This window comes from Saccharothrix isguenensis (genome assembly GCF_052936305.1).
Genome location: NZ_CP193626.1, coordinates 3009188 through 3031484, shown reverse-complemented (window position 1 = coordinate 3031484; position 22297 = coordinate 3009188). Strand labels below are relative to the sequence as shown.

Sequence of the window (22297 nt, the reverse complement as noted above, 5' to 3'; positions counted from 1 at the left end):
CGGCGGGCGGGCCGTCTCCGGGCGGCCCGCCCGTTCCCTACTACTCGTCCCGACGGCCGAACAGGAATTGACCATGCCGACGAACCCCACCTTCCGCAGCGTCCCCACGGTGTCGGTCGTGACCTCCCACGGCCGCCAGCAACTGACCGGCTCCAGTGACGAGCGGCTGATCGACATCCTGAACCGGAACAACGTGCCGTGGTCGGCCGTCGCGGTGTACGTGCTGCCCGCCTCCGGTGGCGAGCCGCGCCTGACGCCGTGCCTGGACCAGCGGCTGGAGGACTTCGAGGACGCGGCGGAGGTGCTGCTCTACTTCAACCGGAACGTGAACCCGTTCCTGTTCTCGATCGACGACTTCGCCACGATCGACAGCGACGGCCCCGGCGCGACGGAGTACGTGTACCAGCGGATGGACAACGAGCAGGGGTCGGCCGAGGCGTTCCTGAAGAAGCTGAGCCCCGAGGAGTGCCAGTCGATCATCGCCGACCGGGTCGGCGAGACGATCAGGGCGCACGTCCCGGCGGGCGCGGACATCGTGGTGGGCGTCAGCGGCGGCGGGGACAGCAACGCGCTGCTCTACGGGCTGAGCCAGTTGACCGACCACGGCGTCACGGTGCACCCGGTGATCCTCAAGGGCATCCCGGACTGGGACGCGGGCGTGCCGCGGGCGCAGGCGCTGTGCGAGAAGTACGGCCTGCCGCTGCGCGTGATCGAGGCGGACGAGGTCAAGGAGCTGCTTGGCATCCCGCGCGACTCGGTGGCGCTGATCGACCGGTTCGAGCGCGAGTTCCAGGGCGACGACTTCGAGTTCCTGGGCACCCTGCTGATCAGGCTCGCCCTGTCGAAGGCGGCCCGCGACCTCGACACGCCGTACATCTGCACCGGCGTGAACCTCGAGGACATCGTCTGCGAGAACCTGTTCCGCGTCTCCAACGGCATGAAGCCCGCCGGTTTCCCGGTGCGCCCCATCGGCGACGTGACCCTGGTGCTGCCGCTGTGGATGTGTCCCAAGCGGATCATCGACGGCTGCTTCCCGAAGTACTCGCTGGAGAACTACGACGCCCGCTACCCGTGCTTCTCGTTGGGGCGCAACCTCTACTACAGCGTCGTCTACGCGATGCAGTCGCAGTTCCCCGGTTACCTGGAGCAGCTTGCGCGCGGGATGTCCGCGCTGAGCCTGAAGGAGCCGGTGGAGTACACGTTCCACGAGGAGCTCGGGTTCCACGTCGAGCGCAGCGTGCCGTTCCCGCTGCTGCGCCGGTTCCGCAAGATGCTCAGCGACGCGGTGCCCACGACGTGACCCTCGGGACCGCGGCAGCCGACGGCGGGCACCGGTCCGCTGTCGGCGCCACCGGCGGGGAGCGCCGGCGCGTCCTGGCGATCGTCGGCGCGGGTCCGATGGGGACGTACGCGCTGGCGCAGCTCGCCGCCGAACTGCCGCACGAGGCGGCTGCCGGCCGTGTGCGCGTGGTGGTCTTCGAGGGCGGCGGCCGGTTCGGGGCAGGCGAGGTGCACAGCGACCGGCAGCCGAGGACCAGCTACCTGAACCGGGTGGCGGGGCAGATCACGTTCGCGCCGGACGAGTCGGCGCGGCCACCGGTGCGGCTGCTGCCACCGGCGTTGCGGCCGACGTTCCTGCAGTGGTGCCGAACGCGGCACGCGGAGACCGGCGACCCGGACTTCGACCTGCGGCCGGAGGACGTGCCCCGGCGGTACGTGCACGGGCTGGCGCTGCGGGACGTGTTCGACCGGTTCGTGGGGCGGCTGCGCGCGACGCCCGGTGTCGAGGTCGACCTGCACGCGTGCGCGGTGGTCGACGTGGTGCCAGGTAACCACGACGGCCACCGGTTCCTGCTGCGGACCGAGGACCCGGCGGTGGCCGTGCCCGCCGACGACGTCCTGTTCGCCACCGGGCACTCGTGGAACCGCTACCCCGGCTCGGACATCGACGACCCGCGCTGGGTGCCGTACGCGTACCCGCTGGACGTCAGGGTCACCGAGCGGTCCGTGCCACCGGGCCGGCCGGTGCTGGTGCGTGGGCTGGGGCTGACCGCGCTGGACGTGGTCCTGCACCTCACCGAGGGGCGCGGCGGCAGGTTCACGCCGTCGCCCGACGACCCCGGTCTGCTGCGGTACCTGCCCAGCGGCCGGGAGCCGTCGCGGATCATCGGGATCAGCCCGAGCGGTGTGCCGGGCAGCGGCCGACCGCGCAACGACAAGCTGGACGACCCGGCGCTCGAGCACCGCAGCGTGTTCTTCACCGAGACGGCGGTCGACCGCCTGCGGCTGTCCCGGGGCCTTCCCGACCCGCGCGGCCGGCGTCCCCGGCTGGACTTCGAGCTGCACCTGCTGCCGCTGGTCGTGCTGGAGATGGCGTACGTTCACCACCGCACCCTGCACGGCGAGCAGGCGGGCCGTGAGCTGCGGGACCGGGTGGACGACGCGTACCAGCGCTTCCTGTCCGGCTCCCTGCCCCACGGCGAGGAGGGCGCGGACCTCCTGCTGCACGCGGCGCGGGCCGGGGACTTCGACTGGCGCGCGGCGCTGGACCCCCTGCCCGCAGACCTGGCGCGGCCCGGCGTCGACTGGCACGACCTGGCACGGGCCCGTCTGGCGCGGGACCTGGCCGAGTGCCGGGAGGGGAACGTGGCCAACCCGGTGAAGGCAGCGTGCGACGGGGTCTGGCGCGACCTGCGGGCCGTGTTCTCGGCCGCGGTGGACGACGGCGGCCTCACCCCCGAGTCCCACCGCCGCTTCACCGAAGTGCACCTGCGGCACTACAACCGGCTGTCCAACGGCGCCGGGATCGAGCCGATGCGCAAGCTGTTGGCGCTGGTGGAGGCCGGGCTGGTGGACCTGTCGGTCGGGCCGGACCCGGTGGTGCGCGCGCACGGCACCGGGCTGCTGGTCGAGGGCCGCCGCACGGGCGTGGTGCGTGCCGCCGAGGTCGCGGTCGAGGCGCGGGTGCACCCGTTCGACCCGTGGCACGACGCGTCACCGCTCTACCGGAACCTGCTGCGGCGCGGTCTGGTCCGCCAGTGGCGCAACCCTTCCGCCGACGGGACCTCCGACTACATCCCGGGCGCGCTGGACCTGACCGAGGACTTCCACCCGGTGCGGCCGGACGGGTCGGTGGAGGACGCGTTGACGTTCCTGGGGGCGCCGGCGGAAGGGCTGCGGGTCTTCCAGCTCACCGCGGCACGGCCCGGGTCCAACAGCGCGGTGCTGAACAACGCGGCGTCGTGGGCCGTGCGGGCCGTCGCGCGGAGCGTGCGCCGATGACCGCCCCGGCACCGGATCGCACGTCTATCACCTCGTTCCGCGGCCGGGTCGCCGCGTTGCTGGAGCGGGTCCACCCGCGTGACGTGGTCGTGCTGGCCGTCGACGGTCTGCCGCACCGGCTCGCTGAGCAGTGCTGGCCGGACGCGGTGACCGAGCCGCTGACGTCGGTGCTGCCGACCACGTCGTCCGCGGCCTGGCTGAGCAGCCTGACCGGGCTGACGCCGGGCGAGCACGGCGTGCCCGGCGTGGTGTTCGCGGACCCGGACGGCTCCGACGCGTTGATCAACGCGTTCGCCTACCAGGGCGACCGGCTGACCACCGCGGACGCCAGCGTGTTCGGTGACGCGGTCGGTCTCGGGTACCGGCCGCTGGCCGTGCCCGCCGACCTGGACGCCTACCCGTGCAGCTGGCGGGGTGAGCTCCTGCGCCACGCCGAAGTCGTTCCCGGCCACCGCTTCTACACCCTCGGCGAAAGCCCGTACTCGCCGCGCGATCCCGCCACCGTCGTCACCGACGTGGGCAACGCGATCGGGGAAGCGTTGGGGCGCCCCGGTCCCAGGTTCGTCTGGTGCTTCGTGGAGCTGGACCGGCACGTGCACCACCACGGCTACGACGAGCACACGCTCGCCGCGCTGGACGGCTTGGGCGAGCTGGCACGTCGGCTCACCGACGGCGGCACCGTGGTGGTCGCGCACTCCGACCACGGCCTGGTGCCCACCCGCCACGACCCGGACCTCCAGGCCCTGCTGGACGAACTGCTCGCCCGGCACGGCGCGCGCATGGGCGGCGCCGGTCGGGTGCGGTGGCTGTACGGCCCGGCGATCCACCCGCTCGTCCGCGACCTGGAGCGCGCGCTGCCACCGTCGATCCGGGTAGTGGACTCCGACGAACTGTTCCCGCCGGGCTCGCTCGCCAGGTCCCGGGTCGGCCCGGTGAGCCTGGTCGCGGACGGCGAGATGTTCCTGACCGACCCCGCCTACACCCACGACCACGGGTCGGACGCCGACGACGAGCTGCTGACGCCGTTCACCGTGTGGGAGCCCGAACCGACCGCCGCTGGAGGAACCCGATGACGCGAAAGCACGTGGCACTGGGCGCGTTCCTGTACCCGACCGGGTACCACCTCGCGGCCTGGCGGCACCCGGACGTGCCCGCCGACGCCGGGGTGAACTTCCGGCACTACGCCGACTTGGCCCGCACCGCCGAGCGCGGCGGATTCGACTTCCTGTTCCTGCCGGACAGCGCCGGGGTGCGGGGCACGGACCTCGACGCGCTGAGCCGCGCGGCGATCCGGTACGTGGCGCAGTTCGAACCGATGACGCTGCTGGGCGCGCTGGCGGCGGTGACGGAGCGGATCGGGCTGACGGCGACCCTGTCGTCCACGTACAACCAGCCGTACCACGTGGCGCGGGTGGTCGCGTCGCTCGACCACATGAGCGCCGGCCGGGCGGGCTGGAACCTGGTGACGTCGCAGAACCCGCAGGAGGCGCTGAACTTCGGGTTCGCCGCCCAGCAGAACCACGACGAGCGGTACGCGCGGGCCGAGGAGTTCGCGGACGTGGTGAAGGGCCTGTGGGACAGCTGGGCCGACGACGCGTTCCTGCGGGACAAGGCGTCCGGCCGGTTCTTCGACCCCGGCGGCGTGGACGTGCTGGACCACAGCGGCGAGCACTTCACCGTGCGCGGGCCGCTCAACCTGCCCAGGTCGCCGCAGGGGCACCCGGTGACCATCCAGGCGGGGTCGTCCGAGCCCGGCCGGAACCTGGCGGCGCGGGCGGCGGACGTCGTGTTCACCGCGCAGCAGTCGCTGCCGTCGGCACAGGCGTTCTACGCGGACGTGAAGGCGCGGGCGGGGAAGTTCGGCCGTGACCCGGAGGACGTCCGGGTCCTGGTCGGCGTGTCCCCGTTCGTCGGCGACACCGAGCATGCGGCGGTGGCGAAGTACGAGCAGCTCCAGCAGTTGATCGACCCGGACATCGCGGTGTCGCTGCTGGCCAGCGAACTGGGCGGCGTCGACCTCACCGGCCACCCGCTGGACGGCCCGCTGCCGCCGCTGCCGTCGTCGAACGCGGGCCGGTCGCGGCAGGAGCTGCTGGTGGACGTGGCGCGGGCGGAAGGGCTGACGATTCGGCAGCTCGCGCTGCGGGTGGCCGGGTCGCGCGGGCACCACCAGGTGATGGGCACGCCGGAGCAGGTCGCCGACCACCTGGAGGAGTGGGTGCGAGAGGAGGCCGCGGACGGCTACATCGTGATGGCGCCGCAGCTGCCTGGCGGGCTGACCGACTTCGTCGACCACGTGGTGCCGGAGCTGCGGCGGCGTGGCCTGGTGCGCGAGGACTACGAGGGCACCACCCTGCGGGACCACCTCGGGCTGCCCCGGCCGGAACGGGAGGTGGTCTGAGTGTGGGATGACGAGGTCGAGGCCGCGATGCGACGGGGCGGACTGGAGGTGCCCGAGGAACTGCGCGCGGGCACCGCGGTCGGCTACCGGGAGTTGCTGCGGATGGTAGAGCTGCTGCGCGGGCCGCGGTCGGCGATGAGCGAGCCCGCCGCGGTGTTCCGGGTGCCGGAGGGGGACGTCAGATGACGGGTACGACCACGACCGAGCTGCACGCGCTGTCGGTCGCCGAGGCGGGGGCGTTGCTGCGGGCGCGGCAGGTGTCGTCGGTGGAGCTGACCCGGAACGCGCTGGACCGGATCGCCAAGCACGACGGGGACGTGCGGGCCTTCGTGACGGTGACGGACGAGCACGCGTTGGCGCGCGCCGAGCAGGCGGACGGGGAGCTCGCCATCGGTGTCGACCGCGGTCCGCTGCACGGCATCCCGTACGCGTTGAAGGACGTGTTCGACACCGCGGGCATCCGCACCACGAACCACTCGTGGCTGACCGTGGACCACCTGCCGGAGCGGGACTGCGGCGTGCAGGAGCGGCTGCTGGCGGGCGGCGGGGTGATGGTGGGCAAGCTGGCCACCCACGAGTTCGCGCTCGGCGGCCCGAGCCCGGAGCTGCCGTTCCCGCCCGCGCGCAACCCGTGGAACCTCGACCACTTCACCGGTGCGTCGTCATCCGGGGCGGGTGCGGCGGTGGCGGCGGGGTTCGTCCGGGTGGCGATCGGCTCGGACACCAGCGGTTCCGTGCGCGGACCCGCCTACCACTGCGGCACCGTCGGGTTGAAGCCCACGTACGGGTTGGTGTCGCGGCGCGGGGTGTTCCCGCTGTCGTACTCGATGGACCACTGCGGCCCGCTGGCGTGGACGGTGCACGACGCCGCGCTGGCCATGCGGGTGATCGCCGGGCACGACCCGGAGGACCCGAGCAGCGTGGACCGGTCCGTGCCGCGGTTCGAGGCGGACCTCGAGTCGGGGGTGCGCGGGCTGCGGATCGCCTACTCCCCCGGCATGTTCGCCGCCGACGCCGTCACTTCGCCGGAGGTGTTGGCGGGCATCGAACGGGCGGTGGAGGTGCTGCGGTCGTCGGGTGCGGTGGTGGAGGAGGTGGAGCTGCCGCCGTTCGAGCTGTTCAACGCCTGCGGGCGGGTGATCATGACGGCGGAGGCGTTCGCGATCCACGAGCGGGACCTGCGCGAGCGCCCTCGGCTGTTCGGCCGGTACACGTACCACCGCGTCGCGCCGGGCGCCGGGCTGACGGCGGCGGACTTCGTGCAGGCGCTGAGGTTGCGGCGCGAGTTGGCCGAACAGGTGCAGCACGTGATCGACGGGCACGACGTCCTCCTCACCGCGGCCGGGCTGACGACCGCGGCCCGGTTCACCGACTTCGGACGTGACTGGCCACCACCCAAGACAGCGACCGCAATGCAGACGATCCCGTTCAACGTCACCGGACATCCGGCGCTGGTGCTGCCGACCGGCTTGGCGGGCAGCGGTTTGCCGACGGGGGTGCAGCTGGTCGGTCACGCGTTCGGCGAGGCGATGGTTCTCCGGGTGGCGACGGCGCTGGAGCGCGCACTGGGCCACCCAACCGTCCGCCCACCGGGCTTCGGCGTCGGCGACCCCCTCCGCTGAACGCCGGGCCTGAAACCGACCATCAGGTCAGGCCCGGACCACCCAGCCGGACTCCTCCAGCGCGTCGAACAGCTTCCCCGTCACCACCGGGTCCAGCGGCCTGCCCAGCGCCAGCGACGTGTCCTCGATGATCGCGGACCGGCCGGTCCGCCCGTCCGCCCGGATGGCCAGGTTGAACAAGACCGCGAGGCAGTTTTTGTCCGCAGCGATCAGGCTGCCCAGCTCGTGCCTGCTCGCCTCGGGCAGGTGGGCGGTCATCGCGCGCAGGTTCAGCGGCCCATCCCACGCACCGCTGACCGGCTGCTCATCGGGTTGATCTGCCATCCGGTCGAAATCCGCCCCGACGGCCAGCGCACGCAGCCGCGCGTTGCCCCGGTCGACGTGCTCGCGCAGACGTCGTCCCCACTCTCCCCCGTGCGCCGCCGCGACTTCCTCGGCGCGCGCCACCTCCCGCTCGCACCACCAGTCCAGCACCCGGTCCACCTCGTCGGCCGCGGGACCGCCCGACGCCACCAGGTGCGCCAACGCGGCGGCAGCGGCGGTGGAGCGGGTCATCTCCACTGGCGAGACCTTGTCGATCGTGTCCGCGGCGGAGTGGTTGAACCGGTCGGCCGGATGGCAGAACTGGACCGCGGGGCTGCCGACCGACGGGTCCGCGAACAGCGCGTGGTCGGAGAACCCGAGGAACGGCGACGACTGCCACGTGCCGGGCGAGTCGGCGGTGGCGGCGAAGGCCTCGTGCACCACCCTCTCCGCCAACGGGGTCAGCAGCGACGGCAGCGTGTCCGGCGAGCGCTCCACCACGAACGGCGACGCGCACAGCGCCTGGTCCTCGCCGACCATGTCGAGGTTGATCACGGCCAGCGGCGGCCGTCCGCCCTCGACCGCCAGCCGGTGCAGGATCGCGGCGGTGCCCACGAACTCCGCCCCCCAGAAGAACCTGACGGCGGCACGTCGACCGGGCACCGCAGTGAGCGCACGGGCAGCGCCGAGGAGTGCGGCGACACCGGAGGCGTTGTCGTTCGCGCTGGGCCGGGGGTGGCACAGGTGCGCGGTGAGCCAGACCTCCCCGTCGCCCTCGCCGGGCAGTACCCCCGACACCACGGGCATCGCGGCGCTGCGATCCACGGCAACCTCGACCCGACCCGTCAAGCCGCGGAGGTCCACGATGTGGGAGAACTCCGCCGGGGTGAGGCTGAACGCCAGCAGCCGGCTGGTCGTGGTCAGTTCGATGCGCCCGCGTTGGTCGCCCTTGCTGGTGGCGTCGGTGACGAATCCGAGCGCACCGGCGGCGTCCAACTCGGCGAGCAGGCCACCGTCGCGGTACTCGTCGCGGTCGACGACGACCAGCGCGCCTTCGAGGTCCCCTGTCCGCCGCACCAACGGCACGGTGACAACACCCCGCGTAGCCGCGGAGTACGTCGCCACGGCAAACGGGTGAACCACGTGATCCAGGTCGACCACCGGACCGTCCTGACCAGTCACCCGCAACGTCCCGGTGAGCGGGGTCCACGAGACCGGCGCCTCGAACGTCCACCACTGCGCCTTGCCGTCCGCTTGGTGGTCGTGCACCGCCACGTCCCGCAGACCGGCGTCCACGGCGGCCTCCGCCACGATCCGGGCGGCCCCGTCAAGCCCCAGGGACGCCTGATACCGGTCGAAGCCGGCAATCCGCCGGAGATCGTCCATCATCCGGGCGGTGTCGACCGAGCGGAGGAAACGGGTGACGAGGTGTTCGACCACCTTGGACTCCCCACTGTCCTGTCATGGTCTTGACGACTCCCACCTTAGCTGGTGGACTCGGATTCCCGACGGCCGATTCTGGGGGAGGCTGCGTGTGGGGAACCGCGAGCGCGCCGGTAAGGGCGATCACACTCGAGGCGCTGACGGCAGCCGGTCTGGTACCCCGTGACCACGTGGCGGTGTGCCTCGTCGGCTCGGTGGCGCGGGGCTGGGCCAACGCCCACAGCGACCACGACTTCTACGTGATCACCACAAGCCCTTGGCGTGGCAGCAGTTCCCGCACGCTCCCGGTCCCGCTGCGCCCCAGCACGGTGCCCAGCCGGTCCGCGACCGTGTCCGGATCCCGGTGCGAGGTCAAGTACTGGACGGTGTCCCAGGTCGACCAGATGATGGCGAAGGTCACGTGGGACCAGTTCGAGCGCGGCACGTCGTCGACGAAAGTGTTGGTGGACACCGAAGAGCTCTTCCTGGAGCGGTTGATCACGTGCGTGCCGGCCAGCGGCGCGGACTGGGTGGCGGCACGTCGGCGCGAGCTGTCGGAGTCGGCGTTCCAGGCGTTCCTGGTCACCGCCTCACTGGCCGAAACGGACTCCAGCGTCGAGGACGCGTTGGGGCAGGCGGCGGAACAGGACTTCACGAGCGCCGTGCTGTCCGCGCGCAAGGCGTTGGGCCACGCGGTGGACGCGTTGCTGGAGAGCTGCGGCAACTTCGGCTCGCGCATCCCGAAGTGGCGGGCCAAGCGGCTCCTGGAGACGGCGCCGCGCCAGTTGAGCTTCCAGGAGTACTGGGAGCTGGAGACGATGCGGGACTACGACCCCACCGCCCCGCAGGTCTGGCTGGACCGGGTGCTCACCCTGTGCCGCGACCTGTCGCTGGAGGTGGAGATCCGATGACGTTGCCGATGCCCCTCGCGGCCGAGGCGGTGCCGCGCCGCGCGCTGGGCTGCCGTGCGCGCAGGTACCGCGGCAGCCTCTTGGTGGCGAACGCCGATCAGGCGTTCGAGCTGGACGAGTTGGCCGAGTTCGTGTTCCGCGACATCGACGGCGCGCGCACCGTCCACCAGTTGGGAGAACGCCTGGCACAGCGTTACGACCTGCCGGTCGACCAGGCCGTCGCGGACACCGCCGACCTGGTCCACCAGCTGGTCGTGCACCGGGTGCTCGACGTCGGCCCGGACGACTGAGGTCTCCTATCGGACGGATTCCTGGGTCCAGGGGACCGCGTCGCCTTCGGCATCACGCAGTTCCGGCAGTGCGCCGTGCAGGATCGTGTCCCTGGTGACGTGCACGGACGCCACCTCCACCATGGACGGCACGTCGTACATCACCGGCATCAGCGCCTCCTCCAGGATGGACCGCAGCGCGCGGGCGCCGGTGCCGCGTTCGATGGCGCGGCCCGCGACGGCGGCCAGCGCCTCGTCGGCGAACACCAGGTCGACGTCGTCGCGGCGCAGGAGCCAGCGGTACTGCCGGACGAGCGCGTTCTTGGGCTCGGTGAGCACCCTCAACAGCGATTCCTCGTCGAGCTTGCGGGTGGAGGTGATCACCGGGAGCCGTCCGACGAACTCGGAGATCATCCCGAACTCCACCAGGTCCTCGGGCAGGACGTTGTCGAGCAGGCCATCGACGTCGGCGGTGGCGGCGGGGTCCATCCTGCTGCCGAAACCGATCCCCTTGCGCCGCAGGCGGGTCGCCACGACCTTGTCCAGCCCGGGGAACGCGCCCGCTGCGACGAACAGGATGTTGCCGGTGTCCATCTTGATCTGGTCGTTGTTGCTGCGACTGCGGCCCGGCTGGGCGCCGCCGCCCTTGGCCTGTGGCGAGATGGGGATGACCGCGCCTTCCAGGATCTTGAGCAGCGCCTGTTGCACGCCCTCGCCGGACACGTCGCGGCCCGCCGAACCGCCGTTCGACCGGCGGGCGATCTTGTCGATCTCGTCGATGTAGACGATGCCGGTCTGCGCCCTCGCCACGTCGTAGTCGGCGGCCTGCAACAGCTTCAGCAGGATGCCGTCCACGTCCTCGCCCACGTACCCGGCCTCGGTGAGCCCGGTGGCGTCCGCGACGACGAACGGCACGTGCAACATCCGGGCGAGGGTCTGCGCCAGCAGCGTCTTGCCCGAGCCGGTGGACCCGAGCAGCAGGATGTTCGACTTGGCGATCTCGACCTCGCGGTCGGGATCGGACGGGTCGGCTGGCGCGATGCGCTTGTAGTGGTTGTAGACCGCCACCGACAGCGACCGCTTGGCCCGGTCCTGCCCGACCACGTACTGGTCCAGGAACGCCCTGAGCGCACGGGGTTTCGGCAGCACGCGGTCCGGGCCGCCCTGCGGCGCCGCCCGTTCCTCCGCGATGGCCTCGGCGCACAACTCCACGCAGCCGTCGCAGATGCGCACTCCCGGCCCGGAGACCAGTTGCTCGACCCGGTCCTCGCCCTTGCCGCAGAACGAACAGGTCTGCGACTCCGCGGTGTCCGCGACAACCGTCACCGGATTCCCCCGTTCTCCGAAACACGTCACGTTCGGCTCGGCTTCCATCCTCGTGACGGATCCACACGGGGACAAGACCCGTGTACGTTCGATCGGGGAAGGAATCGTCCGCTCGACCCCTGGGAGCTCCATGCCGTTGGCGATCGGGTCCTACGCGGGCCTGGGCACGTTGGCCGACGACGCCGACGTGCTGAACCTGGCCTGGACGCAGGACGAGCGGGACCTGCTGGACGTGGACCTCGCGGCGGTGGTGTCCGGGGAACTCGCCGACGAGGTCGCCTCGGGGCTGCCGCACGTCAACAGCTACCTGGTGCGCGATCCATACGGTGAAGCGGCGCTCGGCCACGCGGTGGCCGGGTACTTCGGCCGGGACAGGTGGTCGGCGAGCACCACAGTCGGCGCGGGCGTCGGGCCGTTGCTGCACTGCCTGAGCGCGCTTGCTTCGCGCGGGCCGGTGCACGTGGTGTCCGATGTCTACCCCGATTTCCCGTTCTGGGTGGACAAGGCCGGTGGCCGGTGCGTGTTCGCCGACGGGTGGGACGCGGCGGATCCCGTGACGCCGCACGTGCGTGCGGCCGCCGACAGCGGCGCGGCGGTGCTGTTCCTGGAACGGCCGGGTATCACCGGTGACGACTTCGCCGACCTGGACCGCGTGGTGGCGCTGTGCGAGGGTGCGGCGGAACTCGGCGCGGTGGTGCTGGTGGACGAGTCCAACGCGAACTACCACCCGCCCGCCTACAGCGCGGTGAACGTGGTGGAGGCGGTGCGGAACCTCGTCGTGGTCCGGGGTCTGTCCAAGGCGTACGGGCTGGGTGGTCTGCGGCTCGGGTACTGCGTCGCGTCACCGGCATCGACGGAGTCGGTGCGGACGGTGGTCGCGCCGCTGCACCCGTCGTCGCTGTCGCTGCGGATCGGACGGCGGGTGCTGGAACTGGGTGACGTGACCGGTCGGCTGCGTGATCTCGTGGTGGCGCGCAAACCCGAAGCGCACGCCGTGCTGGCATCGGCCGGGGTGGAGCCTGACTTGGAGGCCGCCCCGTTCTTGCCCTACCTGCTGTACCGCGACCCCCGGGGAGCGCTGGAACGCTTGGCGGCGTTGGGGATTCAGGGCAAGGCGCACCCGGCGTGGTCCGCGCGGCACGGCGAGCTGCGCCACGTCGGGAGGATCAGCGTGCCGCTCGCCGACGCGCGGTGGGCCGACCTGCGAGCACGGTGCGGCGGGGAGCGACGGGCCTGACCGCCGCTCCCCTCTCGAACCTCAGGCCGGTCCGGCCCACTCCGCGCGGCTGCTAGCCGGGAGCAGGTCGACCACGCCGGTGCGCTCGGGCACCATCGTCTCGGTCGCGATCATGACGAAGTCCCAGCGGTCGACCGGCGAGTCCGGTGGGAAGATCGCCCGCAGCCGGTCCCAGCTCAACGATTCCCCGCTGTCGACCGCGGTACGCAGCTCGGCCATGTCCTCGGCGCTCACCGACTCCGTCTGCTCGACGCGCAGCAGCGCCTTGCCGATGTCGAAGTCGTTCTCGGCGTACTCGGCTTCCAGCTTCGCCCGCAGCGCGGCGGCCTCGTCGTCCGCGCCCGTCGTGAACCGGTCGCGCACCTGGGCGAACAGCTCACGGCGTTCCGCGCGGTCGAGGAAGATGCCGACCTCGCGGACGATGTCGGCGGGCTCGTCGGCGACGTGCACGAAGTTGATCACCCGGTTGGGCGGCTGCAGCACGGATCGCAGGCTGTTCGGGTCACGGCCGGCCGGGTTCGCCGAGCCCTTCATGTCCGCCAGGCGCACCGATCCGGGCACCACGCCGTCGTAGCGGGTGTCGCGCAGGATCAGCAGCATCGTGTCGGTGGCGTCGTGCATCACGGTGGTCAGCGCCAGCCGGTCGATCGTGTAGACGTGCCAGTTGTAGCGCCAGAGCTCACGCATCGAGTGCCGGTTGTGCCGCATGGGCGAAACGCCGACGACCTGGAAGCCGTTGGCGGACAGGTAGGACAGGGTCGGTCCGATCCGGCGGCCGATCAGCCCGTCGCACTTGAAGTTCAGCAGCGCCAGCTCGCCCATGACGGCGGTGGTGCGGTCGCCGAAGACGCTGAGGGCATCGGCCCACGCCTCCCGGAAGTACAGGTCCTCGGTGAAGAGCTCGCGCTTGCGGGCCGACCGGGTGAGCCCTGCCCACTCCTGTTCACCGGGGTCCTGGTCGATCACGGGTCCGGGGTTCATCGGCCTCTTTCCATCCGTCTAAATCGATCCTGTCCGCGGGTTCGAGCTTAGAACGTGAGCACCCCGCTGTCATGTACGGCTTCCCGCCCTGTCCGCGCCCACGTGCCGCTACGCGTAGTCGGCGAAGATCCGGCGTTCGGTGCCGTCGACGGTGATCGCGCCGCCGTGCGGGAGGATCCACTGCGGCCTGGTGTGGCCGAAGGGGATGCCGACGCAGACGACTGCCCGCGCGTTGTAGCGACCCAGCACCTCGACGACCGCGTCGCGTTGCTCGGCGCGCAGCCGTGACCGGTCCCGGGCAGGCGGACGGCGGGTGAAGTCGGACACCGGCGGCCGTGCCACCAGGACCGCGTCCACGGCGTCGAGGATGCCGCGTTCGCCGAGGGAGCGGACGATCCACCCGACGTTGCGCGCGGGGAGCAGTTTCTCCGAGGTCTCGATGATGAGCACGCCACCCCGGAGGACGTCCGGCGGGAACGGGAACCTCCCTGCGGTGAGGATCCACTCGATCACCTCGATGCAGCCGCCCCAGGCACGGCCGGTGACCGATCGGGCCGGGCCGTGCCAGCTCCAGGGCTCGGTCGCCTCGCGGTCGCCGAAGGAGTCCAAGGCGCGCGGATCGGCCCAGTCGACACCGACGTCCTCGGACTCGCCCGGATCGGTGATCTCGAGTCGCTCGCCGGTCAGCAGGGCGGCTCGCAGGGACCGGGCGTGGATGTCGTCCACGGCAGGTCCGGGACCGAGGTGGACCTGGGACGAGCCGCCGTAGAAGCTCGCGATGCCGTTCGCCCAGAGCCAGTGGTGCAGGTTGGTGTTGTCGCTGGTCCCCAGGAACGGCTTGGGGTCCGCCCGGGCGAGGTCGGCGTCCAGGTGCGGGACCACCGTGATCTGGTCCTCGCCGCCGACGACCGCGAGGACGCCCCGGATCTGCGGGTCCGCGAAGGCGGCGTTGACGTCGGCCGCGCGCGCGGCGGGCGTCGCCGCGATGTCCCGCGTCGTCGGGTACTCGACCGGGATGAGTCCGGTCACCTCGGTGAGCCGCCGCATCGCCTGCTCGTGCACCTCGGGGAAGGCCCCGGCGGCGGCGAACGACGGTGAGAGGACCGCGATGCGATCTCCCGGACCGGCCTTCGGAGGGTGGACCAGTTCGAGCGTCATACCGAAGATCGAAACACGTCCCCGGCGGGCGCACCGCCTCTGGTCAGCCGGCCGCCCCGCGCCCGAACCGACCTGGCGCTACTCTCCGTGTCCGTGACAGCACTTCTCGCGGGCAAGGTAGCGCTCGTCGCCGGGGCCAGTGGCGGCATCGGGCACGGCATCGCGGTGCGGTTCGCGCAGGCAGGGGCGGCGGTGGTCGTGCACGGGCAGCGGGGTGACGTGCGGGCACTCGTCGCGGAGATCACTACGGCGGGTGTTCGGGCTACCGGCCTGCGGGCCGACCTCTCGGCCGCGGACGAGTGCCGTCGACTGGTGGACGAGGCGGCGGCTTGGGGCGGGCAGTTGGACGCGGTGGTCAACAGCGCGGGCGTGCAACCGGTGCAGGGCCTCCCCGGCATGACGGACGCGCAGTGGCGTGCGGTGGTGGACGTGAACCTGACCAGCGCGTTCTCGTTGACCCAGGCTGCGGTCGAGGTGCTGCCGGAGGGCGGGTCCGTCACGCACATCGCGTCCGTCGAGGGCATCCACCCCGCCGCCGGGCACGCGCACTACAGCGCGTCGAAGGCCGCTCTCATCATGTACGCCCGGTCGGCCGCACTGGAGTACGGGCCGCGCGGCGTCCGGGTCAACGCCGTCTCGCCCGGACTCGTCGACCGACCGGGACTCGCCGACGACTGGCCGGACGGGGTCGAGAGGTGGACGAGGGCCGCGCCGCTGGGCCGGCTCGGCCGACCCGAGGACGTTGGCGACGCCTGCGTTTTCCTGGCGTCGCCGATGGCGTCGTGGATCACCGGGAACAACCTGGTGGTGGACGGTGGGATCACCGCTCGACCCACTTGGTGAACCAATTCCGAGCGAATTGGAAAGGCGAATTCGGGGATTGCGACATACCGGTGACGTGCCAATCGGATTGAATACGTCCGACCCGATCCGGCCACCCCTTGGCCATGCGACGAACACGAACTCTCATCGCGTCCCTGTTCGCGTCGGGCCTGCTGGCCGCTCCGCTGATCGCCACCGGCACCGCGTCCGCCGAACCGCCGGAGACCGACCTCGTCCTGGCCGTCTACCAGGAGGATACCGGGGTCGAGAGCGCGCGGCTGACCTGCGACCCGGCGGCCGGCGAGCACGATCGGGCACCGGCCGCGTGCAGTGAGATCGCCGCCGCCGGCGGTGACTTCACCCAGTTGGACGGGACGGAACCGAGGTTGTGCACGTTCGACTACCGGCCCGTCACCGCAGCCGCGTTCGGCTCGTGGCGCGGTGAGCCCGTCCAGTACGTCGAGGAATTCCCGAACCGGTGCGTGATGGAGCAGGAGACCGGCGCGGTTTTCTCGTTCTGACCACGCGACCGGAGGATTACCCGACCCCGCGGCCGAGCACCGGCCGTGGGGTCGCCGCACGCTTACCGCCCTTGTCCCCGGCACCTGTGCCCGGCTCGCCTCCCCGCCGGATGGTTGTCGTTGCGAAGGAGGTTAGCCGGCCTCCAGGTGGGTAGGTCGGTAAGCGAGAGCACGCCGACATGAGGAGTCAGCCGTGGACGAGAACCAGGTGGGCGCGGTCCGCGAGACCGCCCAGCAGGAGGGCACCGCCATGGCGCAGCACGCCAGGCAAGCCGCCGGAGACGTGGGCGCGACCGCGCGTGCGCAGGCCGGGCAGGTGGCCCACGAGGCGACGGGCCAAGCCAAGCAGGTGGCGCACGACATGCGGGAACGGGTCGCCGGTGAGGCCGAGGAGCAGGCGCGGCGGGTGTCGCGGCAGATCAACCGGATCGCCGACGAGTTGGGCACGATGGCCGACGACTCGGGTCCGGAGTCGCTGACGGCGGGCGCGTTGCGCCAGGTCGCCGACACCAGCCGGCAGGCCGCGCGGTACCTCGACGAACGTGGCGCGCGAGGGCTGCTGGACTCGGCGCAGGACTTCGCCCGGCGCAAGCCGGGGACGTTCCTGATCGGCGCGGCCGTGGCCGGTTTCCTGGTCGCCCGTGCGGCGAAGAGCATGGGCGGCGCCAACCAGTCGCAGTCGCAGTCGCAGCCGCAGCCGCAGCGCGGGTACACCGACCAGATGCCGACGACCCCGGTCACCACGCCTACCGCCGTGCCGCCGACGACCGCGACGCCTTCGCCCGAGTACGGGACGGCGACGCCCTCGCCCGAGTACGGCACGTTGGCACCGCAGATCCCGTCGAACCCGGCGCCGCCGCCGCGCGCGCCGTACCAGCCTGAGGGGGCGCCGTATGTCCAGCGCTGAGACCCGCCGTGTGCCGCACACGCGCGTGCCGCAGACCGGCGTGCCCCAGGCGGGCGCGACCCCGGTCGACGCCACGGCGCCGCAGACCGGCGACGAGCCGTCGCTCGGGGAACTCGTCGGTGAGTTGACCAGTGACCTGTCGCGGTTGATGCGCCAGGAACTCGAACTCGCCAAGGCCGAGATCCGGCAGGAAGCCGGCAAGGCGGGCAAGGCGGCCGGGATGCTGGGCGCGGCGGGGTTCGCGGGCTACATGACCGCGGTCCTGCTCAGCCTGGCGCTCGTGTTCGCCCTGGCGTCGTTCATGGGCCTGGGCTGGGCCGCGCTCGTCGTCGCGGTGCTGTGGGCCATCGCCGGAGCCATCCTCTTCTCCACCGGCCGCGCGCGGCTGCGCGAGGTGTCGCCCAAGCCGGAACGCACCATCGAAACGTTGAAGGAGGACGCGGAATGGGCCCGTCACCCGACCAAATAAGGCACGACATCGACCGCACCCGCGCGGAGCTGGTCGCCGACGCCAACCGGATCGTCGACCACACCAGGCCGCGCAACGTAGCGCAACGCCGGGTGGACCGGGTCCGGCACCGCATGAGCAGTTTGAAGGAGCGAGTCATGGGCACGGTTCCGGAGACCGCCTCCACGGTGCAGGACCGTGCGGCGGGTATGGCGTCCGCCGCCGGTGAGCGCGCGCACGACGCCGCGTCGACCGTTGGCGACAAGGCGCAGCAGGCCGCGTCCACCATGAGCGACAAGGCGCAGCACGCGGCCCAGGCCGTCCAGACCGCGCCCGAGCAGGCCCGGCAGCAGGCCCGCGGCAACCCGCTGGCAGCGGGCCTGATCGCGTTCGGCGCGGGTGCGCTGGTGGCGACCCTGATCCCGGCGACCCGAGCCGAGCAGGACGCCGTCCGCGAACTCAGCGAGCGCGCGAGCGGCGCCGTCGAGCCGGTGAAGGAGGCCGTCACCGAGTCCGCGCAGAAGCTGAAGGACGAAGCGAGCACGATGGTCGGCGAGGCCGCGGACCAGGTGAAGCAGTCCGCCCAAGGCGCCACGCAGACGACCGTGGAGCAGGCCAAGGGCGCGGCCCAGGAGGTCGGCCAGCACGCCCGCGAGTCCGGCGACCACGTGAAGTCCGAGGCTCGCAACCAGTAATCCGACACGCCGGCGGCGCCGACCCCCTGGGATCGGCGCCGCCGGCGTGCGGTCGGCCGGTCGGTCGGCTGGGCCTCGGGTCGGGGCTGGGCGTCGTGATCGCCCTGGGCTTCGGCGCGTTGACCGGCAACCGGGACCACTCGACCGCGCCGGCGGCGAGCCTGCTGCTGAGCGCCGGCTGTGGCGCCGCGCTCACGTCGCTGCGCTGAAGCGGGGTCAGCCCTCGGCCAGGATCGGCTGCGCCACGGCGAACGCGCGGTTCGCGGCCGGGACGCCCGCGTAGACACCCACCTGCAACAGCACTTCCTTGATCTCGTCCGCCGTCACGCCGTTCCGCACCGCCGCGCGCACGTGCATCGCCAACTCCTGCTCGTGCCCGAGCGCGGCCAGCACGGCCAGGGTGACGCACGACCGGACCCGGCGGTCCAAGCCCGGGCGGCTCCACACGTCACCCCACGCGTACCGGGTGATGAAGTCCTGGAAATCCGCGGTGAACGCGTCAGTGCCCGCCACCGCGCGGTCCACATGCGCATCTCCGAGCACTTCGCGCCGCACCCGCATGCCCTCGTCGAAGCTCACAGGTGCGCCTCCAGGATCGCCGAAACCTCTTCGTGCGACTCGACGTTCGCCAGGTGCGCCCCGGCCACGACGTGGTAGGCAGCGCCGGGCACCGCCTCGGCGATGAGACGCCCGCACTCCTTGGGCGTGGCCTCGTCGTCCGCCCCCGCGATGACGACGGTGGGCGCTTCGATCGCGGGGAGCACCGACCTCAAGTCCAGTGACGACAACGCGTCACAGCACCCCGCGTACCCCTCGTCGTCCACTTCGGACAGCCCGACCTCGAAGGAGGCCACCACCTCGGGTGAGCGTTCGCGGAACTCCGGCGTGAACCACCGGCCGACAGCGGCGGGGGCGATCGAGCCGGTGCCGGCGGACCGCACGGCGGCAGCCCGGTCCACCCACGGCTGGAAGCTGGCGAACGTGGCCGCCGTGCAGCACAGCACCAGCCGTTCGACGCGCTCCGGCGCGTGCCCGGCCAGCCACATGCCGACCATCCCGCCCATCGACACACCGCAGTACGACACCCGTGCCAACCCCAGCGAGTCCAGCAGCTCCAGCACGTCGTCCGCGAGGTCGTCGATCCGGTACGGGCCGGCCGGGGCCGGGCTGCCGCCGTGGCCGCGGTGGTCGTAGCGCAGCACCCGGAACCGCTTCCGCAGCACGGGCAGCTGCCGATCCCACAACGCCGTCGTCGTGCCGAGCGAGTTGCCCAGGACGACGACCGGCGCGTCCCGAGGCCCGCTCAACTCGTAGTACAGCTTCACGGCCGCCCCCTCTCCCGGTGCGCCGCGAGGGCGCGGTCCACGAACTCCCCCGCGCTGCCGACGTACCCGGCCGGGTCCAGCGCGTCGTCTATCTCCTGCTCCGACAACCCGATCCGCAGGTCGGCCAGCAACACGTCGCGCAGCGGCTGACCGGACGCCACCGCCGTCCGGCAGACCTCCGCCACCAGCTCCTGCGCCTCCGACCGGCCGATCCGCCCGGCCAGCCGAACGGCCACGTTCTCGGCCATCAGCAGGCCACCGGTCAGGTCCAGGTTGCGGCGCATCCGCTCGGCGTCGACCCGCAGCCTGGACAGCAGCTCACGCGTCCCCCGCACGGCCCCGCCGACCAGCCGCAGCAACTCGGTGACGGTCTGCCACTCGCTGTGCCACGCCCCGGCCGCGCGCTCGTGCTCCTGGGCCATCGCCGACAGCACCGTGGAGACCAGTCCCGGCACGCGGCGGGCGCAGGCCGTCACCAGCACCGCGCGCACCGGGTTCTGCTTGTGCGGCAGGGTGGACGACGTGCCGCCGTCCGCCTCGGCCACCTCGCCGACCTCGGTCTGGGCGAGCAGCACCACGTCCTGCGCGATCTTGGCCAGCACCCCGGAAACCTCGCCCAGCGCGCACGCCAGCTCGGCGACCCTGGTCCGGTTGGTGTGCCACGGGATCACCGGCGCGGCCAGGCCGAGTTCGGCGGCCAACTGCCCGGTCAGGTCGCCGCCCGAGCGCACCGCCGCCAACGTCCCCACCGCACCGCCGAACTGCACGGCCAGCCGCCGGGTGCGCACCCGCGCCAGCACGGCCTCGGCCTCGTCCACCGCGACCAGCCACCCGGCGCACTTCAGCCCGAACGTGGTGGGCAGCGCGTGCTGCGCCAGCGTGCGTCCGGCGATCAACGTGTTCCGGTGCCGCCGGGCGAGCCGTTCGCACTCGGCCGCGACGCCGCGCAGTCCGTCCAGCACCGGCCCGAGCGCCCGGAAGGCGACCAGCGACAACGCCGTGTCCAGCACGTCCTGGCTGGTCGCGCCGTTGTGCACGGCCGCGCGTCCCTCGGCGGTGACGTGCGCGCCGATCGCCCGGACCAGCGGCACGACCGGCGTGCCCGACGTGAGGGCGCCCTCGCCGAGGGCGACCGGGTCGTAGTGCCCGACGTCGATGGCCGTGACCACCATCCGGGCGGCCTCCTCGGACACGATGCCCGCCCTGGCCTGCACGATGGCCAGGGCGCGCTCGAAGTCCAGCATGGCGCGCAGCCACGCCCGGTCGGAGGTCTCGGCCTCGACGTCCGGATCGGTGAACAGCGTGCCCCAGAGCGAGCGGCCCCGGCCGCCGTGCTCAGAGGTCGAAGAAGACGGTTTCATGCTCCCCTTGCAGGTGGATGTCGAAGCGGTAGCCGGGAGGAGTGGTCTCCGGTGGGGTGCTCTCGGCGATGAGCGTGGCCCGCCTGGCCGGGTCGATCGAGGTCAGGACCGGGTCCGAGGTGTTGGCCTCCTCGTCGGGGAAGTAGATCCGGGTGACCAGCCGCACCAGCATGCCCCGGCAGAAGACGGACACGTTGAGGTGGGGTGCCTCCACCCCGCCCCCGGGCACGGGCAGTGGGCCGGGCTTGACGGTCAGCAGCGAGTACCTCCCCTCCGGGTCGGTGGCGCAGCGGCCGAAGCCGCGGAAATCCTTCCAGCGCACCGGCCCGCGCGGGTCGTCGGGGTGGTCGAACCGGCCGTCCGGGTCCGCCTGCCAGGTCTCGATCACCGCGTCCGGCACGGGCAGCCCCGCGCCGTCGAACACCGTGCCGCCGACGCGGAACGCGCCGGGCGTGCCTTCGGGAACGACGTACGGCCCGTCCTCCCACACCAGGCCGAACGAGAAGAACGGGCCGACCGTCTGCGACGGTGTCGTCTGAAGAGTTGTCCGGGAAGTCGCCTGGAGTTCACTCATCGTCGTCCTCCTCTTCCAGCGGCGTGGGGTTCTTGCCACGCAGCACGATGTCCCACTGGTAGCCGAGCGCCCACTCGGGCACGGTGGTCCCCAGGTCGAACCGGGCCACCATCGCCTCGCGCGCCTTGGGGTCGCGGACCGAGTTGAAGATCGGGTCCTGGGCGAACAGCGGGTCGCCGGGGAAGTACATCTGGGTGATCAGCCGCTGGGTGAACGCGGTCCCGAACAGCGAGAAGTGGATGTGCGCGGGCCGCCAAGCGTTGTCGTGGTTGCGCCACGGGTACGCGCCGGGCTGGATGGTGGTGAACGAGTAGCGGCCGTCCGCGTCGGTGATCGTGCGGCCGACGCCGGTGAAGTTCGGGTCCAGCGGCGCGGGGTGGCGGTCGGCGTCGTGCCGGTACCGGCCGGCCGCGTTGGCCTGCCACGCCTCCAGCAGGGTGCCCGCGATCGGCCGGCCGTCTCCGTCCAGGACCCGGCCGGACACGATGATCCGCTGGCCCTGCGGCTCGCCGTCGTGGCCGAGGGTCAGGTCGTTGTCGTCCGGGCCGACGCGCCCCTCGCCGAGCAGGGGCCCGGTGATCTCCCCCAGTCGCTGCGGCAGCAGCACGAGCGGCCGGTGCGGCGCGCGGGCCACGTTGGACCGGTACTCGGGGAACTGCGCCGGCGGGTGCGACGCGGTGTCTTGCCGATAGGTCGGCACCGGGTTCTCCTGTTCGTCGTGCCGAAGGGATT

Annotated in this window: 23 protein-coding genes; 14 read left to right on the top strand and 9 right to left on the bottom strand. The window is 72.2% G+C overall.

Annotation, left to right across the window (positions count from 1 at the left end; genetic code table 11):
• Window positions 1-73 precede the first annotated feature (73 nt).
• From ACRAKI_RS14315 to ACRAKI_RS14290, 6 genes are read left to right on the top strand one after another with little or no spacing between them, the layout of a single operon-like run.
• The gene (locus ACRAKI_RS14315; RefSeq protein ID WP_447007565.1) at window positions 74-1300 is read left to right on the top strand and encodes a hypothetical protein; all 1227 of its coding nucleotides are present in this window, start codon (window positions 74-76) and stop codon (window positions 1298-1300) included.
• Window positions 1297-3282: an FAD/NAD(P)-binding protein gene (locus ACRAKI_RS14310; protein WP_447007564.1), complete on the top strand. Its 1986-nt coding sequence runs from the start codon at window positions 1297-1299 to the stop codon at window positions 3280-3282. The genes ACRAKI_RS14315 and ACRAKI_RS14310 overlap by 4 nt, the downstream gene beginning before the upstream one ends.
• On the top strand, window positions 3279-4355 hold the full coding sequence (locus ACRAKI_RS14305) for an alkaline phosphatase family protein (protein ID WP_447007563.1): 1077 nt from the start codon (window positions 3279-3281) through the stop codon (window positions 4353-4355). The genes ACRAKI_RS14310 and ACRAKI_RS14305 overlap by 4 nt, the downstream gene beginning before the upstream one ends.
• A complete protein-coding gene (locus ACRAKI_RS14300) occupies window positions 4352-5683 on the top strand; it encodes an LLM class flavin-dependent oxidoreductase (RefSeq protein WP_447007562.1) in 1332 nt (443 codons plus the stop codon). Before ACRAKI_RS14305 ends, ACRAKI_RS14300 begins: the two co-directional genes overlap by 4 nt.
• Window positions 5684-5869: a hypothetical protein gene (locus tag ACRAKI_RS14295; RefSeq protein WP_447007561.1), complete on the top strand. Its 186-nt coding sequence runs from the start codon at window positions 5684-5686 to the stop codon at window positions 5867-5869. It begins immediately after the preceding gene.
• Window positions 5866-7305 carry an amidase gene (locus tag ACRAKI_RS14290; protein ID WP_447007560.1) on the top strand — a complete coding sequence of 480 codons (1440 nt, stop codon included), beginning with the start codon at window positions 5866-5868 and terminating at the stop codon, window positions 7303-7305. Before ACRAKI_RS14295 ends, ACRAKI_RS14290 begins: the two co-directional genes overlap by 4 nt.
• A 27-nt stretch (window positions 7306-7332) precedes the next feature.
• Here the strand turns inward: ACRAKI_RS14290 and ACRAKI_RS14285 are convergent, their stop codons facing one another.
• Window positions 7333-9048, bottom strand: coding sequence for a DUF4910 domain-containing protein (locus ACRAKI_RS14285; protein WP_447007559.1), 1716 nt, complete (start codon window positions 9046-9048; stop codon window positions 7333-7335).
• Window positions 9049-9221: 173 nt separating this feature from the next.
• Here ACRAKI_RS14285 and ACRAKI_RS14280 point away from each other — a divergent pair, with 173 nt between their 5' ends.
• Together ACRAKI_RS14280 and ACRAKI_RS14275 are read left to right on the top strand one after the other, a co-directional pair.
• On the top strand, window positions 9222-9941 hold the full coding sequence (locus tag ACRAKI_RS14280) for a hypothetical protein (protein ID WP_447007558.1): 720 nt from the start codon (window positions 9222-9224) through the stop codon (window positions 9939-9941).
• Entirely contained in the window at window positions 9938-10231 is a 294-nt protein-coding gene (locus ACRAKI_RS14275; protein ID WP_447007557.1) for a PqqD family protein, read from the top strand. The genes ACRAKI_RS14280 and ACRAKI_RS14275 overlap by 4 nt, the downstream gene beginning before the upstream one ends.
• Before the next feature lie 6 nt (window positions 10232-10237).
• On the opposite strand, the gene clpX is transcribed toward ACRAKI_RS14275, so the two are convergent.
• Entirely contained in the window at window positions 10238-11536 is a 1299-nt protein-coding gene (gene clpX, locus ACRAKI_RS14270) for an ATP-dependent Clp protease ATP-binding subunit ClpX (RefSeq protein ID WP_447007556.1), read from the bottom strand.
• A 130-nt stretch (window positions 11537-11666) separates the two neighbouring features.
• On the opposite strand from clpX, the gene ACRAKI_RS14265 reads away from it, so the two are divergent.
• Entirely contained in the window at window positions 11667-12773 is a 1107-nt protein-coding gene (locus tag ACRAKI_RS14265) for an aminotransferase class I/II-fold pyridoxal phosphate-dependent enzyme (protein WP_447007555.1), read from the top strand.
• 21 nt (window positions 12774-12794) lie between these two features.
• On the opposite strand, the gene ACRAKI_RS14260 is transcribed toward ACRAKI_RS14265, so the two are convergent.
• Window positions 12795-13754 (bottom strand): hypothetical protein, encoded by a 960-nt coding sequence (locus tag ACRAKI_RS14260; protein WP_447007554.1) that lies wholly within the window; start codon window positions 13752-13754, stop codon window positions 12795-12797.
• 108 nt (window positions 13755-13862) lie between these two features.
• The gene (locus ACRAKI_RS14255; protein ID WP_447007553.1) at window positions 13863-14912 is read right to left on the bottom strand and encodes an LD-carboxypeptidase; all 1050 of its coding nucleotides are present in this window, start codon (window positions 14910-14912) and stop codon (window positions 13863-13865) included.
• A 93-nt stretch (window positions 14913-15005) separates the two neighbouring features.
• Between ACRAKI_RS14255 and ACRAKI_RS14250 the strand changes: the two genes are divergently transcribed.
• The 5 genes from ACRAKI_RS14250 to ACRAKI_RS14230 all read left to right on the top strand — a co-directional run bounded on the left by ACRAKI_RS14250 (window position 15006) and on the right by ACRAKI_RS14230 (window position 18305).
• Entirely contained in the window at window positions 15006-15755 is a 750-nt protein-coding gene (locus ACRAKI_RS14250; RefSeq protein ID WP_447007552.1) for an SDR family NAD(P)-dependent oxidoreductase, read from the top strand.
• A gap of 104 nt (window positions 15756-15859) precedes the next feature.
• On the top strand, window positions 15860-16255 hold the full coding sequence (locus ACRAKI_RS14245) for an SSI family serine proteinase inhibitor (protein WP_447007551.1): 396 nt from the start codon (window positions 15860-15862) through the stop codon (window positions 16253-16255).
• Window positions 16256-16448: 193 nt separating this feature from the next.
• Window positions 16449-17162 carry a hypothetical protein gene (locus tag ACRAKI_RS14240; RefSeq protein ID WP_447007550.1) on the top strand — a complete coding sequence of 238 codons (714 nt, stop codon included), beginning with the start codon at window positions 16449-16451 and terminating at the stop codon, window positions 17160-17162.
• A complete protein-coding gene (locus ACRAKI_RS14235) occupies window positions 17149-17631 on the top strand; it encodes a phage holin family protein (RefSeq protein WP_447007549.1) in 483 nt (160 codons plus the stop codon). The genes ACRAKI_RS14240 and ACRAKI_RS14235 overlap by 14 nt, the downstream gene beginning before the upstream one ends.
• Complete coding sequence (locus tag ACRAKI_RS14230; protein ID WP_447007548.1) at window positions 17607-18305, top strand: DUF3618 domain-containing protein; 699 nt, start codon at window positions 17607-17609, stop codon at window positions 18303-18305. Before ACRAKI_RS14235 ends, ACRAKI_RS14230 begins: the two co-directional genes overlap by 25 nt.
• Window positions 18306-18521: 216 nt before the next feature.
• Here the strand turns inward: ACRAKI_RS14230 and pcaC are convergent, their stop codons facing one another.
• Genes pcaC through pcaH form a run of 5 tightly spaced genes read right to left on the bottom strand, consistent with a single transcriptional unit; the run spans window position 18522 to window position 22265 of the window.
• Window positions 18522-18866 (bottom strand): 4-carboxymuconolactone decarboxylase, encoded by a 345-nt coding sequence (gene pcaC, locus ACRAKI_RS14225; protein WP_447008420.1) that lies wholly within the window; start codon window positions 18864-18866, stop codon window positions 18522-18524.
• Between the two features lie 14 nt (window positions 18867-18880).
• Window positions 18881-19630, bottom strand: coding sequence for a 3-oxoadipate enol-lactonase (pcaD, locus tag ACRAKI_RS14220; protein ID WP_447007547.1), 750 nt, complete (start codon window positions 19628-19630; stop codon window positions 18881-18883).
• Window positions 19627-20991, bottom strand: coding sequence for a 3-carboxy-cis,cis-muconate cycloisomerase (gene pcaB, locus ACRAKI_RS14215; RefSeq protein ID WP_447007546.1), 1365 nt, complete (start codon window positions 20989-20991; stop codon window positions 19627-19629). The genes pcaD and pcaB overlap by 4 nt, the downstream gene beginning before the upstream one ends.
• Window positions 20966-21565 carry a protocatechuate 3,4-dioxygenase subunit alpha gene (pcaG, locus tag ACRAKI_RS14210; RefSeq protein ID WP_447007545.1) on the bottom strand — a complete coding sequence of 200 codons (600 nt, stop codon included), beginning with the start codon at window positions 21563-21565 and terminating at the stop codon, window positions 20966-20968. The genes pcaB and pcaG overlap by 26 nt, the downstream gene beginning before the upstream one ends.
• Window positions 21558-22265, bottom strand: a complete 708-nt coding sequence (gene pcaH, locus ACRAKI_RS14205) for a protocatechuate 3,4-dioxygenase subunit beta (protein WP_447007544.1) — start codon at window positions 22263-22265, stop codon at window positions 21558-21560. The genes pcaG and pcaH overlap by 8 nt, the downstream gene beginning before the upstream one ends.
• Window positions 22266-22297: the final 32 nt, after the last annotated feature.

Bases quoted from the DNA above. Each gene is read 5' to 3' on its own strand.
- ACRAKI_RS14315 (WP_447007565.1), top strand. From the start codon at position 74: ATGCCGACGAACCCCACCTTCCGCAGCGTCCCCACGGTGTCGGTCGTG.
- ACRAKI_RS14255 (WP_447007553.1), bottom strand. From the start codon at position 14,912: ATGACGCTCGAACTGGTCCACCCTCCGAAGGCCGGTCCGGGAGATCGC.
- ACRAKI_RS14275 (WP_447007557.1), top strand. From the start codon at position 9,938: ATGACGTTGCCGATGCCCCTCGCGGCCGAGGCGGTGCCGCGCCGCGCG.
- pcaC (WP_447008420.1), bottom strand. From the start codon at position 18,866: ATGCGGGTGCGGCGCGAAGTGCTCGGAGATGCGCATGTGGACCGCGCG.
- ACRAKI_RS14245 (WP_447007551.1), top strand. From the start codon at position 15,860: ATGCGACGAACACGAACTCTCATCGCGTCCCTGTTCGCGTCGGGCCTG.
- ACRAKI_RS14230 (WP_447007548.1), top strand. From the start codon at position 17,607: ATGGGCCCGTCACCCGACCAAATAAGGCACGACATCGACCGCACCCGC.
- ACRAKI_RS14235 (WP_447007549.1), top strand. From the start codon at position 17,149: ATGTCCAGCGCTGAGACCCGCCGTGTGCCGCACACGCGCGTGCCGCAG.
- ACRAKI_RS14290 (WP_447007560.1), top strand. From the start codon at position 5,866: ATGACGGGTACGACCACGACCGAGCTGCACGCGCTGTCGGTCGCCGAG.
- pcaG (WP_447007545.1), bottom strand. From the start codon at position 21,565: ATGAGTGAACTCCAGGCGACTTCCCGGACAACTCTTCAGACGACACCG.
- ACRAKI_RS14265 (WP_447007555.1), top strand. From the start codon at position 11,667: ATGCCGTTGGCGATCGGGTCCTACGCGGGCCTGGGCACGTTGGCCGAC.
- pcaB (WP_447007546.1), bottom strand. From the start codon at position 20,991: ATGAAACCGTCTTCTTCGACCTCTGAGCACGGCGGCCGGGGCCGCTCG.
- ACRAKI_RS14260 (WP_447007554.1), bottom strand. From the start codon at position 13,754: ATGAACCCCGGACCCGTGATCGACCAGGACCCCGGTGAACAGGAGTGG.
- ACRAKI_RS14305 (WP_447007563.1), top strand. From the start codon at position 3,279: ATGACCGCCCCGGCACCGGATCGCACGTCTATCACCTCGTTCCGCGGC.
- ACRAKI_RS14300 (WP_447007562.1), top strand. From the start codon at position 4,352: ATGACGCGAAAGCACGTGGCACTGGGCGCGTTCCTGTACCCGACCGGG.